The organism is Allomuricauda sp. M10 (assembly GCF_020782875.1).
In the GTDB taxonomy this organism is placed as follows: Bacteria; Bacteroidota; Bacteroidia; order Flavobacteriales; family Flavobacteriaceae; genus Flagellimonas.
On sequence record NZ_JAJGBN010000010.1, the window covers coordinates 46,683 to 61,967 of the forward strand.

Annotated in this window: 11 protein-coding genes; all 11 read left to right on the plus strand. The window is 42.2% G+C overall.

Features of this window, described 5'->3' with window-relative positions; genetic code table 11:
• Positions 1–4: 4 nt before the first annotated feature.
• The 11 genes from LKX84_RS17645 (at position 5) to LKX84_RS17695 (ending at position 15,009) form a co-directional block, all read left to right on the plus strand.
• A complete protein-coding gene (locus tag LKX84_RS17645) occupies positions 5–730 on the plus strand; it encodes an RDD family protein (RefSeq protein ID WP_228239022.1) in 726 nt (241 codons plus the stop codon).
• A 2-nt stretch (positions 731–732) separates the two neighbouring features.
• Positions 733–1,344, plus strand: a complete 612-nt coding sequence (locus LKX84_RS17650; protein WP_228239024.1) for a trimeric intracellular cation channel family protein — start codon at positions 733–735, stop codon at positions 1,342–1,344.
• Positions 1,345–1,530: 186 nt separating this feature from the next.
• Positions 1,531–2,679 carry a hypothetical protein gene (locus LKX84_RS17655; protein WP_228239026.1) on the plus strand — a complete coding sequence of 383 codons (1,149 nt, stop codon included), beginning with the start codon at positions 1,531–1,533 and terminating at the stop codon, positions 2,677–2,679.
• Positions 2,680–2,801: 122 nt separating this feature from the next.
• Positions 2,802–5,414, plus strand: a complete 2,613-nt coding sequence (locus LKX84_RS17660) for a TonB-dependent receptor (protein WP_228239027.1) — start codon at positions 2,802–2,804, stop codon at positions 5,412–5,414.
• 9 nt (positions 5,415–5,423) lie between these two features.
• Complete coding sequence (locus tag LKX84_RS17665; protein ID WP_228239028.1) at positions 5,424–5,963, plus strand: DoxX family protein; 540 nt, start codon at positions 5,424–5,426, stop codon at positions 5,961–5,963.
• A gap of 323 nt (positions 5,964–6,286) precedes the next feature.
• Entirely contained in the window at positions 6,287–6,859 is a 573-nt protein-coding gene (locus LKX84_RS17670) for an RNA polymerase sigma factor (protein WP_228239029.1), read from the plus strand.
• 210 nt (positions 6,860–7,069) lie between these two features.
• Positions 7,070–8,215, plus strand: coding sequence for a FecR family protein (locus tag LKX84_RS17675; RefSeq protein ID WP_228239031.1), 1,146 nt, complete (start codon positions 7,070–7,072; stop codon positions 8,213–8,215).
• 161 nt (positions 8,216–8,376) lie between these two features.
• On the plus strand, positions 8,377–11,691 hold the full coding sequence (locus LKX84_RS17680; protein WP_228239034.1) for a TonB-dependent receptor: 3,315 nt from the start codon (positions 8,377–8,379) through the stop codon (positions 11,689–11,691).
• 10 nt (positions 11,692–11,701) lie between these two features.
• Positions 11,702–13,333: a RagB/SusD family nutrient uptake outer membrane protein gene (locus LKX84_RS17685; RefSeq protein ID WP_228239036.1), complete on the plus strand. Its 1,632-nt coding sequence runs from the start codon at positions 11,702–11,704 to the stop codon at positions 13,331–13,333.
• Between the two features lie 17 nt (positions 13,334–13,350).
• A complete protein-coding gene (locus tag LKX84_RS17690; protein WP_228239038.1) occupies positions 13,351–13,983 on the plus strand; it encodes a YhcH/YjgK/YiaL family protein in 633 nt (210 codons plus the stop codon).
• 60 nt (positions 13,984–14,043) lie between these two features.
• Positions 14,044–15,009 (plus strand): RraA family protein, encoded by a 966-nt coding sequence (locus LKX84_RS17695; RefSeq protein WP_228239039.1) that lies wholly within the window; start codon positions 14,044–14,046, stop codon positions 15,007–15,009.
• The last annotated feature ends 276 nt before the right edge of the window (positions 15,010–15,285 follow it).

Genomic DNA, 15,285 nt, shown 5'->3' on the forward strand with positions numbered 1-15,285 from the left:
TTATATGGGTAACCTCCAAATCAATACAACGCAAAATGTCAACCTAGATTATAAAATCGTTGGCGTCGGTGAGCGAATTGTTGCTTTTTTAATTGATGGCCTTATTTTGTACATGTATGCCTATTTGGTGAGTTTGATCAGCAATGCCATCGGGTTTATTTATGAGGATACATGGACCCAAAGAGGATTGGCTGCTCTAATTTTTTTGCCGGCCATGTTCTATTCTTTGCTGATGCATAGTTTGTTCAATGGACAAACTGTAGGAAAGATGTTGATGAAAATGCGGGTGGTCCGTTTGGATGGTACTCCTGTACATTGGAGTAACTTGCTGGTGCGATGGATGCTTAGATTAGTGGACATTTGGATTTTTTTAGGCTCCATTGGGATTCTGAGCATTTTGTTTTCCGAAAAAAGACAACGTGTTGGAGACGCGGCCGCAGGTACCGTAGTAATCAGCACCAAGAAAAAAACCAAGGTATCCCATACTATTTTGGAGGAAGTAGAGCAGGAGTATGTGCCCCAGTTCACTAACGTTACCTTGCTTACTGACAAGGATGTGCGGTTGATCAAGGAAACCTATCATATTGCCAAAAAGAGTGGGGATTTTAAAACCTTGACTACATTGAGGTTGAAGGTGGACAGCATCTTGAAAACCAATTCTACGCTCTATGATGTGCCTTATTTGGATACTGTGCTGAAAGACTACAATTTTTACACCCAAAAAATGTAATCATGCTCTACCAGACCATTGATATTTTGGGTACGGTGGCCTTTGCCATTTCTGGCGTATTGGTGGCCATGGAAAAACGCCTGGACCTTTTTGGAGTGTTGATCATTGCCTTTGTCACTTCTATTGGCGGGGGTACATTACGCGATTTGCTTATTGGAAACACACCAGTAGCTTGGATGCGGGATCTAACCTATGTGAGCACCATCTTTATTACCGTGGTATTTGCCATTATCTTTGTGAATCAATTAAAATACCTTAGAAAATCCCTCTTTTTGTTCGATACCATCGGGATAGGTCTATATACAATGTTGGGGGTTGAAAAAGGACTGGAAGCGGAACTTCTGCCTATCATGTGTATCTTTTTAGGAACCATGACCGCATGTTTTGGAGGTGTCATCCGAGACATCCTCTGTAATGAAATCCCAGTGATTTTTAGAAAAGAGATTTATGCCACTGCTTGCATCGTTGGCGGGGCCAGTTATTTTCTGTTCATTTCCCTATCACTTAAGGAAAGTTATGCCTATATCGCGGCCATAGTAGTGGTTATTTCCTTACGACTTTTGGCTGTTCGTTTTGGTATCAGCTTACCCAATATTTACAAGCAGAAGACTTAGTAAAATCCTATCTAACTTTTAGGTAAGCGTGGTTAATAGTTGTTTAATTCCATTAACCGTTCGTTAAGCATTCTTACTTTTCCATTAGTCATTTGTCATTGGCTATAATTCTACTTTGGCTCTAATTCAGGTACAAGGGTCCTTTTTGCATTGGATCGTTGAAGAGCAAACCAATCAACTAAACAAATGATGAAAACAACACGATCACTGACTATTTTATGTTTTATCCTGACCTCATTTATTGGGTCGCAATTTGCCCAGGCACAAGGGTGTGTGGCCATCAGACATTTTTCTTCCTGTGTGGGGACCACTTTGGAGAATAACCTTTTAGGTGCTGGGGATATCCAAGTAGGATCCAATTATCGCTATTTCAAATCGTTCAGACATTTCAGGGGAACAGAGGAAGAACCGGACCGCGTAGCCAATGAGACAGAAGTCATCAACCATTCCCATTCATGGGATTTCTTCCTTACCTACGGTATTACGGATCGGTTGTATGCCAGCATTACCATTCCCACGGTTATCAACACTCGTTCGTCTCTTTATGAGCATGGAAGAACAGAAAGAAATACTACTTTTTCAAGAGGTCTGGCCGATATCAGGGTAGGAATGGGCTACTGGGTCTTTGATCCTGTAGAGCACCAAAATGGAAACTTGGCATTGGGCCTAGGTCTAAAGTTGCCGACTGGAAATTATAATGCTTCCGATATTTTCTACAACGTTGGTCCAGAAGGAAGTCCACAGGTTAGACCGGTTGATCAAAGTATCCAACCTGGTGACGGTGGATTCGGTATCACTTTGGATTTTCAGTTTTACCAAAAAATTGCCGAAAAGTTTTTCGCTTACGGAGGTGGATTTTACTTGATCAATCCTAGGGAGACCAACGGTACCAGAACTTTTCGGGAAACATTGAGCCCAATTTTGCAAAACGAGGCCATAATGGCCGTTCCTGATCAATTTTCTTTGCGTGCTGGCGTAAGTCATGCATTTGGAGCCAATTTTTCCGGTTCCTTGGGAGCCCGATATGAAGGCGTTCCTGTAAAAGATCTGATCGGAGGTAACGAAGGGTTTAGAAGGCCAGGCAACGTTTTGTCCATTGATCCGGGAATTGCATTCATGAAGAATAACCTCTCCCTAAACCTAAATGTGCCGTTTGCGGTAAGAAGGGATCGCCCGCAAAGTGTAACGGATAAAGAGACGGAGCAATTGACCGGAGAGCCCAGAAATGGGGATGCCGCCTTCGCGGATTATTTGATCAATGTTGGAGTTTCCTATCGCTTTGCCAATAAGAAAGTAAAAGTGGCTCCAGAACTAATGAATGAATTCAAGAACTAGAACCACATGGTAGGAGGAAGTTCGAACAGGATTTGATCTTCCTCCGATCCAACTCCAAATTTTGTAAACAGACCAATTTCATGAATCCCTTTTTCAAAATCCGAATTACGACCTTCTTTTTTATGACTTTTATTTTCGCTGGATATGTGGGTCATGCACAGATAAATCTTAGCGGAAAAGTAGTGGATGCAGCAGATGGACAGCCCTTATTGGGCGCCCAGATTGTAGTGTCTCCCAGTGGAAAAGGAACGTTGACCGATGATTATGGAAGTTTTCAATTGTTGGTTGATGGAGATGATAAATCATTGATTGTTAAATATTTGGGATACGAGGAATTGTTGTTGCCCGTTTCCGGAACTACTTCGGATTTGGGAACACTTCAGCTCACCAGATCCAATACCACTTTGGATGAGGTGGTGGTCAGTGCCTCGGCAAAAAATTTCAAGTCGGATTTTGTGGGAAGTAATTTTAGGATCAATCCGGTTACCCTTCAAAATATAAATCCCTTGAGTACCGAAGAAGTTTTGCGGACTATTCCCGGGGTAAACATTGTTGGGGATATGGGTTTGTCCAACCGTCCGAACATCAGTATCAGGGGATCATGGGGAAGACGTTCCAAAAAAGTATTGCTTATGGAGGATGGTACCCCATCAGCACCGGCCCCATACATTGCCCCTGGAGCCTATTACAATCCGGTAAGCGATCGTATCACATCCATTGAAGTGTATAAGGGAGCCGATCTTTTAAAGTACGGACCCAACAACATGTATGGTGCTGTGAATTATATTACAGCACTTCCTCCACAAAAACCGACTTTACGATTAAAGTTGACGGGTGGACAGCGCAACTATACATCAGGGCTTTTTTCTTACGGAGGCACATGGAACCAGATTGGTGGGTTGGTTGAAGGTGTCTATAAAAAGTTTGATGGATTTACCGATAATTCCTCCGTGGAGATTTTAAACTTGAATGCCAAGATTTTTGCCCAGCTATCCGAAGACCAATCTTTATATTTTAAGGTTAGTGGACAATTTGAGGACAACCAGGCATCCTTAAGCTCACAAACGCCTTTCACATTTGAAACGGATTACACCCAAAATCCTTTGGATGCCGATCAATTTACGATGAGGCGATATGGGGTGGACATTATCCATAAATACATACCGAATCAAAACCTAAGTTTTACCACCAAAGTATATGCTTCCGATTTTGAAAGGGATTGGTGGCGACAAGTGACGGCCAAAGTGAAGGCTTCCGAAGTTCAGGATTATGTAGGCGAAGACATTTTTCAAGACCGATATGGATATTTGGCAGGGAAAACTTTTGGCGATGAAGATTATGTCATTGTAGGAAGGGTTTTGAACGGTCGGGAAAGCACAACGGACAGTCGATGGATTTACCGAGTGAGTGGGATTAAGGAAACCATCAAGGCCAAATGGGAAGCCTTTAATGCACCAAGTGAATTTGAAGCCAGTGTTAATTTACATCGGGAAACCTTTAAAGATGTCTTGTTGGAGGCGGATAGTTCCCGTTGGGCCCGCAATGGAAGAACCACCACAGATCTGTGGTACCGACTTTGGTCTGCAAATGGTTATATCAGAAATGAATTCCATTTTGGAAACCTTTCCGTTATTCCAATTCTCAGGTATGAACATGTGGATATGTACCGACAAAATTTGCTGGCCTTGGCCCAAGATCCAGATTTGCAGAGTATTTCCGAGGGAAGGGAACCCAATGTATACAACCAATTTTTACCAGGGTTGACCCTTAGTCAATCGTATGCCAATGGCGAATTCTTCGGAAGTGTTTATGAAGGTATGATCGCGCCTTCCAAGGTATTTGGATTTTTAGTGGAACAGAATGGTATTGTAACCAATCCATTGGCTGGACAAAGCATCAATATTGATCCTGAACTGAGTTGGAACAAAGAAGTGGGATGGAGAGGAAGCCTGCTTAAAAATTGCATCCAAGGGCAGTTGACCTATTTTCATAATGCCAGCCGAAACTTTTATGCGGGGGGGCGTAATGAGGTGTTCAGCGAGTTGGGTAAGATCAATGTACAAGGTGTTGAAATGGCGATCAACGCGGAATTGTTCAAAAAGAATGATCATCAACTCCATTTTTTGGCCAACGTAACCTATTTACATTCCAAAGTAATGGAAGGTCGCTTGGAGGATAAAGATTTGTTCTCACAAGTCATCCACAGTACAGCTACACAAGTTGAATACATCAACAAAGTAAATGCAAACAGAAATGCATTTGAAATTTATGTGGATGAAGGGGCAGGTGAGACACTGTTAACTGATGCAACTATCGATGCCGCTGACTTTGCCAATATTACCAAAAGCGTCATCACCTTTGGTGATAACGGACTAAGCGACACACAGGCGCCTTACACTCCAAAAATAAACATGAACCTTGGATTGAACTATGACTGGAAGGGATTTTCAAGCGGATTCAATATGCAACACGTGGGCAAACAGTATACCGAGTTTCACAATTTTGTAAATGAATCTGCCGATGGAGCCATCGGGGAACTGCCATCCTATACCACCGTGGATGCCTTTGTTAATTATGATTTTAATATTGGTGACAAGATAGATGCCACTGTTTTTGTCAATGGAAAAAATATAACGGATGACGTTTACCGTGCCTCAAGGTTGAACCGGGCCACTTCTGGCATTTTTGCCGGCGGTTTTCGTCAGATCATATTCGGAATCAATATGAAAATTTAATCTACACTAATGGACACTACTAAACTAAAAACCAATCACAAATGGATTTCCATCGCCATAGGTTTCGTGTACCTATGGTTCGGAGCCTTGAAATTTGTTCCCAATCTTAGTCCTGCAGAGGGTCTGGCCAAAAACACCATTCATCAACTGACCTTTGGATTACTCCCTGATGAGGTTTCCATCATTCTGTTGGCCATTTGGGAAGTAGGCCTTGGCATTTTACTGATCAGTCAACTCTACAGGAGAATTGCGGTTATTGTCGCTATAGTACACATGGTCCTCACCTTTACGCCATTTCTTTTCTTTCCTGACGAGGTGTTCGGTACTGGTCCGTTTGCCTTGACACTGGTTGGACAATACATCGTAAAAAATGTCATAGTACTAGCAGCCTTGCTTTCCATTTATGAAAGAAAGAAGGTAAAAGTGGCACAGTTTCAAGTTAAAAAACCTGAAGAAAACGTCGTTTACAGCGCTGGTATCAACCTGCAAACACCTCTTCAAAAAACTTGGTCATCCGCAGTCAAGAGGGATCGTTTGCCAATTGATTGAACATTATTCATAATTGGGTAAAATTCAAAGCGCATTCCCTATTGAAGCGGAATTGGATAATGGTAATTTCATCTTTATCTATCCTTTCATTTTTTGATTTTCCACAAATACCATAAACATCCTTCAAAAACACCTTGTTGTTGGGTTTGGTGAATCATGGTTAGGTCGTTTTGAGGATGTTGAATACCTAAAATACATTGATTTTCAAATAAAAAACGTTTTCGCATAAGTTTGAATTATTAATAATATGTAGGAATATTATTATCAAATTGTTATTATTTAAATAAAATAATTAGATTTATGTCAACTTCAACCAAATACCAATGCCAGAAAACGATCAAGAACTGCTCTTGCGGTTACAAAACGATGATGAAGTTGCCTATAAATGGATATATTCCAAGTATGCGGAAAAGCTGTTCCTGTATGCGATGAATATCTTGAAACATCAGGAAATCTGTGAGGACATTATTCAAAATGTTTTTATCCAACTCTGGGAGAAAAGAAAGGAAAACAATATTACCCATTTAAAACCTTATCTCTATCAATCGGTAAAGTTTCAGGTATTCAAATCATTCCGAAACCAGCATTTTAAACAGGAAGACCTCACCCGATTGAATTTAGTGGACGCGTCTTTGAATGCTTCCCGCCAAATCGAGTTTGATGAATTGGAGTCCTTGATCAACAGCCTGGTCGATAAGCTCACCCCCAAATGCAGGGAAATTTTTATTATGAGCCGGTTCGAGGAAAAATCCAACAAACAGATTGCCGAAGAGTTGGGTATGTCCATACAAACTGTCAAGAACCAAGTAAGCAAGGCCATCAAAAAATTGAGGGAACAAATGACACAGGAACAGATTGTTATTTACCCTATCATTATCTTCATGCTTACCCTATAGCGGACACCTCTTACATTGATTTTTTTTCTTCAAATAGGTTAATTCATACTGCGTGTTTTCAGGATAATCTACTTGTCAATTTGCGATTGACATGGTTTTGTTGGTGTAAAATTATCAAATCATCAAAAAAAAGTTAAAATAGAGTAGTACTCTTTAAGCTGTTTTGGTACTTAGGTATAAGAGGGGATAATCACCCGTAACGGCGAAAGCATGAAATACCTAAACAAAAAACAGGCCCAATCCTTATTTGAAAAGTATCTGAAGGGAGAATGCTCACCAGAGGAAGAAAGGCTTTTGGAAACCTTTTTGGACTCCTACCAAGACGATTCCAAAATATGGACCGATTGGGGTTTTGATGCCTCGAAGAAGCAAGAGATTTGGGATAAAATAAAGCAACAGACCCTTAATGAGAAGAAATACACTATTGGTAGGGTGTACCATCAGGATTGGATAAAATATGCCGCTGTGGTGGTTGGAATAACCTTGACTTCCTTACTCTATTTCAAAAATGTAACGGTTCAAGACCATCTTTTACCTATTGATGAAGAAATGGTGGTATTACAAACAGGTGAAGGCAAAAACAATCTGAGTGAGAACGCGGCCGGTGATATTCTGGATAAGGATGGTAAGGTCATCGCTTCCCAAGAAGGGGGAGTGCTCAGCTACAAAAAGAATTCCTCCTCAAAAGAATTGGTTTACAATGAGATAAATGTCCCTATGGGAAAAACATTTCAGCTGGTACTTTCTGATGGTACCCAAGTGCATCTGAACGCAGGCACGAGTCTGAAATTTCCGGTGGGCTTTGTTCCGGGAAATTTCCGTGAAGTGTTTTTGGAAGGGGAGGCCTATTTTGAGGTGACAAGGGACGAAGAAAATCCTTTCGTGGTAAAATCCAATGATATGGAAGTAAAAGTTCTAGGTACCCACTTTAACGTGAGTTCATACAATGGGTCTGAGCAACATACCGTATTGGTAGAGGGAAGTGTTTCGGTAAGCCACCAAGGTGGGACCGCGGAAATAGCAAAACCATTGGTCATAAAACCTGGACAGAAAGCTTCCTTGGTGCCCGAGGGCCTAAATGTGGAGGAAGTTGATGTAGGGGACTATATAGCTTGGATTCAGGATATACTCATTTTCAATGATGAATCCTTTCCGGAAATCATAAAAAAAATAGAACGTAGGTATAATGTGGAGATACAGAACAATTATGCCGAACTGACCTCTGCACGTTTCAATGGTAAGTTCAATGAGGAGTCCATCATAGACCTTATGAACACCTTTAAGGAAAGTGCCAATTTTGATTATCAGATCAACGACGGAAAAATTATTATAAACAAAAAGGAAAGCGGCCTATGATAAAATGTACATAAACAAAAATCGGGAAGTGCGGCAACACTTCCCGACAAGGATTGATTCTAAATAGAAATGTTACTAACTAATCAAAACCATTCAAAATTATGCAAAAAATAGATTGGTTTCCCTCGGTATTGGGAAATATTCTAAACAAGAACCGGACTATGAAGCTCTCATTCGTTCTTTTGGTATTCGCTCTTTTAAATGTAAATGCAAATTCATTCTCACAAAATACCAAAATAGATTTAGATATTGAAAATGAGACTGTACAAAGCGTACTTGAAAAAATTGAGTCCAAAAGCAGCTACAAATTTTTCTATAAAAGTGGAGAGATAAACGAAGATCGGAAGATCTCGTTAAAAGTGAGGAACAAGAAAGTTGCGGATATCCTCGAAATGATCTTTAATGGGGAACCCGTGAACTATTCCATGGTCAAGAACCAGATTGTCCTGAAAAGGACATCGGGAAAACCCAAAAGTAAGGACGCCGAGGAAAACAAGGAAAAGAGGAACATTCCTTTGGCCATACCTGTGCAATATACCGTAAATGGAACCATTACCGATAACCAAGGTGTCCCCATTCCCGGCGCCAATGTTGTAGAAAAAGGGACCACCAATGGAGTGGCCGCAGATTTCGATGGCAACTACTCCCTTCAGGTTTCCGGCCCCGAATCCATTTTGGTTTTCAGTTCCATAGGATTTGCCGGCCAGGAAATAACCGTGGGCCAATCCACCACAATAGATGTTGTCATGTTGGAAGACTCTCAGTCTCTGGATGAGGTTGTCGTAGTGGGTTATGGTACACAAAAGCGTAAGGACATAACAGGTTCCGTCGCTTCGGTTGATACCGAAGATATTGCAGATATTCCCATGACATCCATTGAGGGTGGTATGGTCGGTCGGATTCCTGGATTGGATGTGGTGGCATCCGGTACAGGTCCTGGGGCATCTGCCCAATTACAGTTAAGGGGACAACGTTCCTTTACGGCGACCAATGATCCGTTGATCATTTTGGATGGATCTCCATACTATGGAACATTGAACGATATCAACCCGTATGATATTGAAAGTGTGGATGTTTTAAAGGATGCCTCGTCCACTGCCATTTATGGTGCAAGGGGGGCAAATGGCGTTATCATTATCACTACAAAAAGAGGTGCCACAGGAGCCCCAAAGTTCATTTTTGAAAGTTATGCGGGGCCTATTATGGCCTATGGAACCATTCCCTATGCCAATGGACCGCAATATGCTGAAATTGCCAGGGAGGCATATAGGGCCATCGGGGGCTATCCCGAAGGAGGAACAAGCGACGAATACGATGATATCATATTCGATGAGATAGAAATTGAGAGTCTTAGGCAAGGTGGTAAAGGACTAAATTACCAGGATATGCTTTACCAGCATGGTCTTCAACAGAAACACCAACTCACGGTAAGTGGAGGGTCGGATAAGGTGAAATATAATTTTTCCGGGAATTATTTTAAACAAGAAGGTATAATTCCAGGGGAGATTTTTGATCGTTACAGCATCCGGACAAACTTGGATTTTACGTTTTCCCCTATTTTTAGTGGAGGAGCTTCCATACTGTTGAATCATTCATACAACAAGAGAAAATCAAGCGCAGCCTTGTTCCAGGCGTTTCAGTCAAGCCCTTTGGGAAAACTGTACGATGATGATGGCACTCCCAGATTTACAGCGACCGCTGACGGTCTTTTGCTGAACCCCTTGGCAGATTTCATATATGATTCATACAGATGGGACAATAAAAGTTGGGGAGCAGTTCTGAACGTTTTTGCAGAGGCCAAAGTCACCCCTGATTTGACCTATAGGTTGAACCTGGGAACCAATTTTAATTTGAGGACCATAAAGGAATCAGCTGGTTATTATTCTTTGGCAAGAAACCTAGGAACGCCAACTGCGGATATTAACAATTCAGTGGATAACCTGTTGTTGTATGAAAGTGTGCTGACCTATAACAAACTATTTAATGAAAAGCATCAACTGACCTTAACTGCAATTCAGGGATTCCAATCCACAAGGGTGGAGACCAGTGGTGCAGGGGTCAGTGATCTTCCTTATGAAGAATCCAGATATCACAATCTGGGAAGCGCCACATTGGTGAATTCGGTAAGTTCCAACCTAATAGAAACCGACCTGTTGTCTTACGCGGGAAGGGTGTTTTATGGATATGACAGTAAATACCTTTTAACCTTGTCCATCAGGGCGGATGGTGCCTCCCAGTTCTCACCTAAACATAAATGGGGTTACTTCCCTTCTGCTGCCTTTGCCTATAGACTCTCGAGTGAGAAATTTATGGAAGGAACCCAAAATTGGTTGGATGACCTAAAATTGAGATTGAGCTATGGGGTTACCGGTAACCAGGGAATTAGCCCATACCAAACCCAGGGTGGCGTTACAAGGAGTGCCTATTCTTGGAACGAAGAGCCAGGTTTTGGATACTATCCAACGGAATTGGAGAACAGGGACCTTAAATGGGAAACCACTGCGGTTTACAATTTCGGTCTGGATTTCAGGCTGTTCAAGGGAAGATTGTCAGGTACGGTCGATATATATAATACGAATACCTATGACCTCCTTATGTATCGAAAACTGCCTATCACTTCTGGTTACGATCAAGTATTGCAGAATGTAGGGAAGACCAAGAACAAAGGTTTGGAGCTTTCCTTGAATTCTGTGAACATAGCCAAGGAAGACTTTAATTGGCAGACCAACCTTACCTTCTTTAAGAACAACACGGAGATTGAAGAACTGTACAACGGGAAAGTGGACGATGTTGGGAACAGATGGTTCATTGGGGAACCTATAGAAGTATTCTACGATTACAAGAAGATCGGGATATGGCAACAAAACGAAAGCGCTGAAGCCGCAAGTTACGGTGAGGAACCCGGCCAAATAAAAGTGTTGGATGTGGACAATGACGGGGCCATTACCGATGCGGATAGAATGGTATTGGGAAGCGCACAACCAGATTTTGTGAGCAATATTACCAACACCTTCAAATACAAAAACTTTGATCTTTCTTTCCAGACCTATATCAGGTGGGGCGGTATGACCGCAATTGAAGCGTTCGCTCCCTTCGCCAAGAAGAGGTATAACAAGTTGGTGTTTGATTATTGGACCCCGACCAACCCTACAAATAATTACCCAAGACCAAATCAATTGTACGAGGGAAGCGGTCTATATGGCAGTACCCTCAGATATAGGGATGCCAGTTTGATCAGTCTACGGCAGATATCGTTGGGATACCGATTCCCACAATCACTGTTGGACAAGATGCCATTTACCGGTTTAAGGCTTTACCTATCCGGTGAGAACCTGGCATATTGGACAAAATCTGAACTAAGGGATTTTAACATGAAACCAGACCTGAACGGATCTGTAGGGGATGATGGTACCAGGACCATTTCCTCTTATCCTGCAACAAGGACTATGATTCTAGGTATTAATGTTCAATTTTAAAATTTTGGTTATGAAAATGCTTATCAATAAAATTATATTATGTGTTGTAGTTGCCATATTCTTATTTGGTTGCTCAACGGATATTCTGGATGAGGAGAAAATAGTGTCCCCACCGGTCAATTCATACTTCAAGACCGAAAAAGGTTATAAGGATTTGGTAAACTCCAACTATACCTTTACCAGAAGTCTGTTCGCGGGGGGCAACAATTTTGCGCCACTCGTTTTCTTCGGAACCGATCTTTGGACCAACGGATCCGATGGAACATTCATAGAGTTCAATGCCTATAATTCGGGAATACAGCCGGCCAATCCGGTTCTGTGGAACCTTTGGTCCCCCTTTTACCAAGGCATTGCGGCCTGTAATACCGCCATTTCAAGAGCGGGTGAAGTTGAGGAGATGACACAAAGTGAAGTGAACCAAAAAGTGGCCGAGTCCTATTTTCTTAGAGCGTGGTACTATCATATTTTGGTGATGCACTTTGGTGGCTTGCCACTGATTACCGAAGAAGTTACTGAAGTGGTCACTACGGCCACAAGGGCTTCGGAAGCAGAGGTGTATGCTCAGATTGTGTCCGATTTGCTTTTTGCGGAGCAAAATCTTCCCGAAACACAAGATGAATTTGGAAGGGTAACAAAAGTAGCAGCACAGGCTTTATTGGCAAGGGTGTATCTAACTCTTGGTCAAAATGACAAGGCCGTCGAATTTGCCGAAAACGTGATCAACGACCATGGATTGGCCCTATTGGATGATTATTCGAGATTATGGGATGTGGACAACAGGGAGAATTCCGAGGTAATTTGGTCCATTCAATTCTCACAGGACCAGCGTTTGAACGGAAGTGGAAATGCATACTTTCTATACTTTACTCCAAGATATGACCTGCAACCAGGAATGACCCGGGCACTGGAGAATGACCGCCCTTGGCCAAGGTTCGTGGCAACCCGGTACTACTTTGATCTATTGGCTTCCAATCGGGAGAACGATTCCAGATTTGCAAAGTCGTGGAAAACAGCTTGGATTGCCAACAATGAGTCCACCCTACCCACCAACATGCAGATTGGCGATACGGCATTTATCTATGTTCCATGGGACGTTCCGGATGATGAAGAAGCAGTGTTGGAACAAAAATATGGGGTTTTTGACATCAATGATTTGTATGATGGGGAAAACCCAACGGGTTCCAGGGAATTGTTTCCACACATGAGAAAGTACAAAGATCCATTAAGGCCATCCATCAACAGTGGGGTAGGCACCAAGAATGTCATCGAGATTCGTTTGGCCGAAATGTACTTGATTGCAGCAGAGGCCCACATGAAACTTGGAAATTTGCCGGAGGCTGTGGAACATATCAATACCATCAGGCATCGGGCTGCTTGGCCAGGAAAGGAAACGGCCATGGAAATCACCGAAGACCAACTGGACATAGACTTTATCTTGGATGAAAGGGCATTGGAACTAGGAGCCGAAAGACTTAGATGGGCCGATTTGAAAAGGACGGGCAAGTTGATAGAAAGGGTACAGTTGTACAATACCTTGGGTAGGGGCAATATCGAACAAAAACATTTGCTTCGCCCTATTCCCAGCAACATGATAGACCGTCTTACCAACCGGGACGATTTTGAACAAAACCCAGGATATTAATCAGTAAAGACAAGATCATGGGAATTTTACATAAACTCTTGGTAAAAAGGGCAGGTCTGCTATTGCTGTTCGTATGCTGTGCCATAGGTGCATATGCACAAAATGCGAAGACACCATGCAACAAGGAGAGCATTGCCAAATGGTATAAAAGCAAGGCTTGGTTGAACGGGGCAAAACTAAAGCCCCACAAATCCATAAACATGGAGGAACTGGCACGCCAATATTGCAGTAATCCAGATTGGTGGAACAAGGCATTTGAATTTCTGGCATCACACAATCTTGAAACATTGGAGCCTGGAAGGTATGTCATTGATGAAGGTAATGTAACCGCATTTGTTTCCGAAGGCCCTACCAAGGATATTTCGGAAATAAACTGGGAAACCCATCAAAATTTCAACGATTTGCAGTATGTGGCCAAAGGGAAGGCCGGTATGGGGGTCGCTTCATTGAAGAATTCCAAATACACCTCAACGGCGGCCTACGATCTCAAGCGGGATGTAGAGAACTACAATGTGGAAAATGGGAAGTTCTATGTGGGCAAGCCCGGAACATTCTTTATTTTTTCTCCAAAGGAGATTCACCGTCCGGCATTTAGGGAAAAGGGTCATGATACCATCAAAAAGGTGTTGATCAAGGTCAGGGTCCCATAACCCATGGAAAAAAAAATTTGAAAAATGAATCTATTACGACATTAATTAAAATATAACATTATGAAAAAAGTATTTATATCATGTATTGCCATTGTCTGTACCGTTATGGGTTTACAATCACAAAATGTAGTCTGGCAACCGGAAACAATCAAAGCGTTGACTTCTGAATGGACAGGGGAGAGGACTTCGGACGGAAGACCCAAAGTATCGGATGAGCTACTGGAACGCCTAAAGACACTGTCAATGGAAGAAGTATGGGGAAATTTAAAAAGAAATGGCTACAGCAACCAATTTGAGAATTTTGCCAGTACTTACGAGAATGGATGGGAAATTCTGCATCCGGACCAAGTCATGACCGGTCGTGTGGTAACGGCCCAATTCATGCCTTTCCGTAAAGACTTTGATACCTACATCCAGAAGCAGGCGGAAAAGGAGGGCACTAAAACCCCTGTGACCAATTATGCGCCCATTATCAAGTTAATGGATGGGGATGTCTATGTGGCGGACAGCTATGGTAAAATGATCGATGGAACATTGATCGGTGACAACTTGGGCAATGCCATCTATAAAGCAGGAAAACGAGGTGTCATTTTCAATGGATCTGTTCGTGATGTGGAAGGACTTTCACAAATTGAAGGGTTCAACGCGTGGATTCGGGGTTCTGATCCATCGGCCATCAAGGAAATGATGATAGAATCGGTAAATGGTCCTATTCGGATAGGAAGGGTTACCGTATTGCCCGGCGATGTGGTCTTGGCCAAGTCTACGGGGGTAAGTTTCATCCCCGCCCATTTGGTTCAACAAGTGGTCATTTCAGGGGAATATACCGCTCTTCGCGATGAGTTCAACAGGTTCTGTATGAGTACGAATAAGTATGAGTATGTCAATGAAAGATTTGTGGTAGACGATGCGGTTTTTGAAAAAGATTTCAAGGAGTGGTTGAACAAATATCCAAACCTACCAATGCCTAAAAAGGAATTGGATGCCTTCTTGAAAGAGCGGGAAGAAAAAAGGAGTGGCAATTAATCACGGGAAACCTTAATCAAAAGTAAAAACTAACGTTGCTGCCTTGGAAAAGCAAGCTGGTAACCTAAAAACTATATTTTGAAAAATTGGAACATATATAAATCCAGTTTAGTGCTGGCGGCAATATCACTTTTATTTTTTGTGATAATGGTTTTCATGGGCAACCTTTCGTCGGCTGGTCTTCCCTTAGTGGTTTTCTTTCTTTTGCTGGGTATAGGCTTCAATGGTTTTGCTTCTCTCAAAGGATATACCTTCGCGGCCCTTATCTTTGGCGGG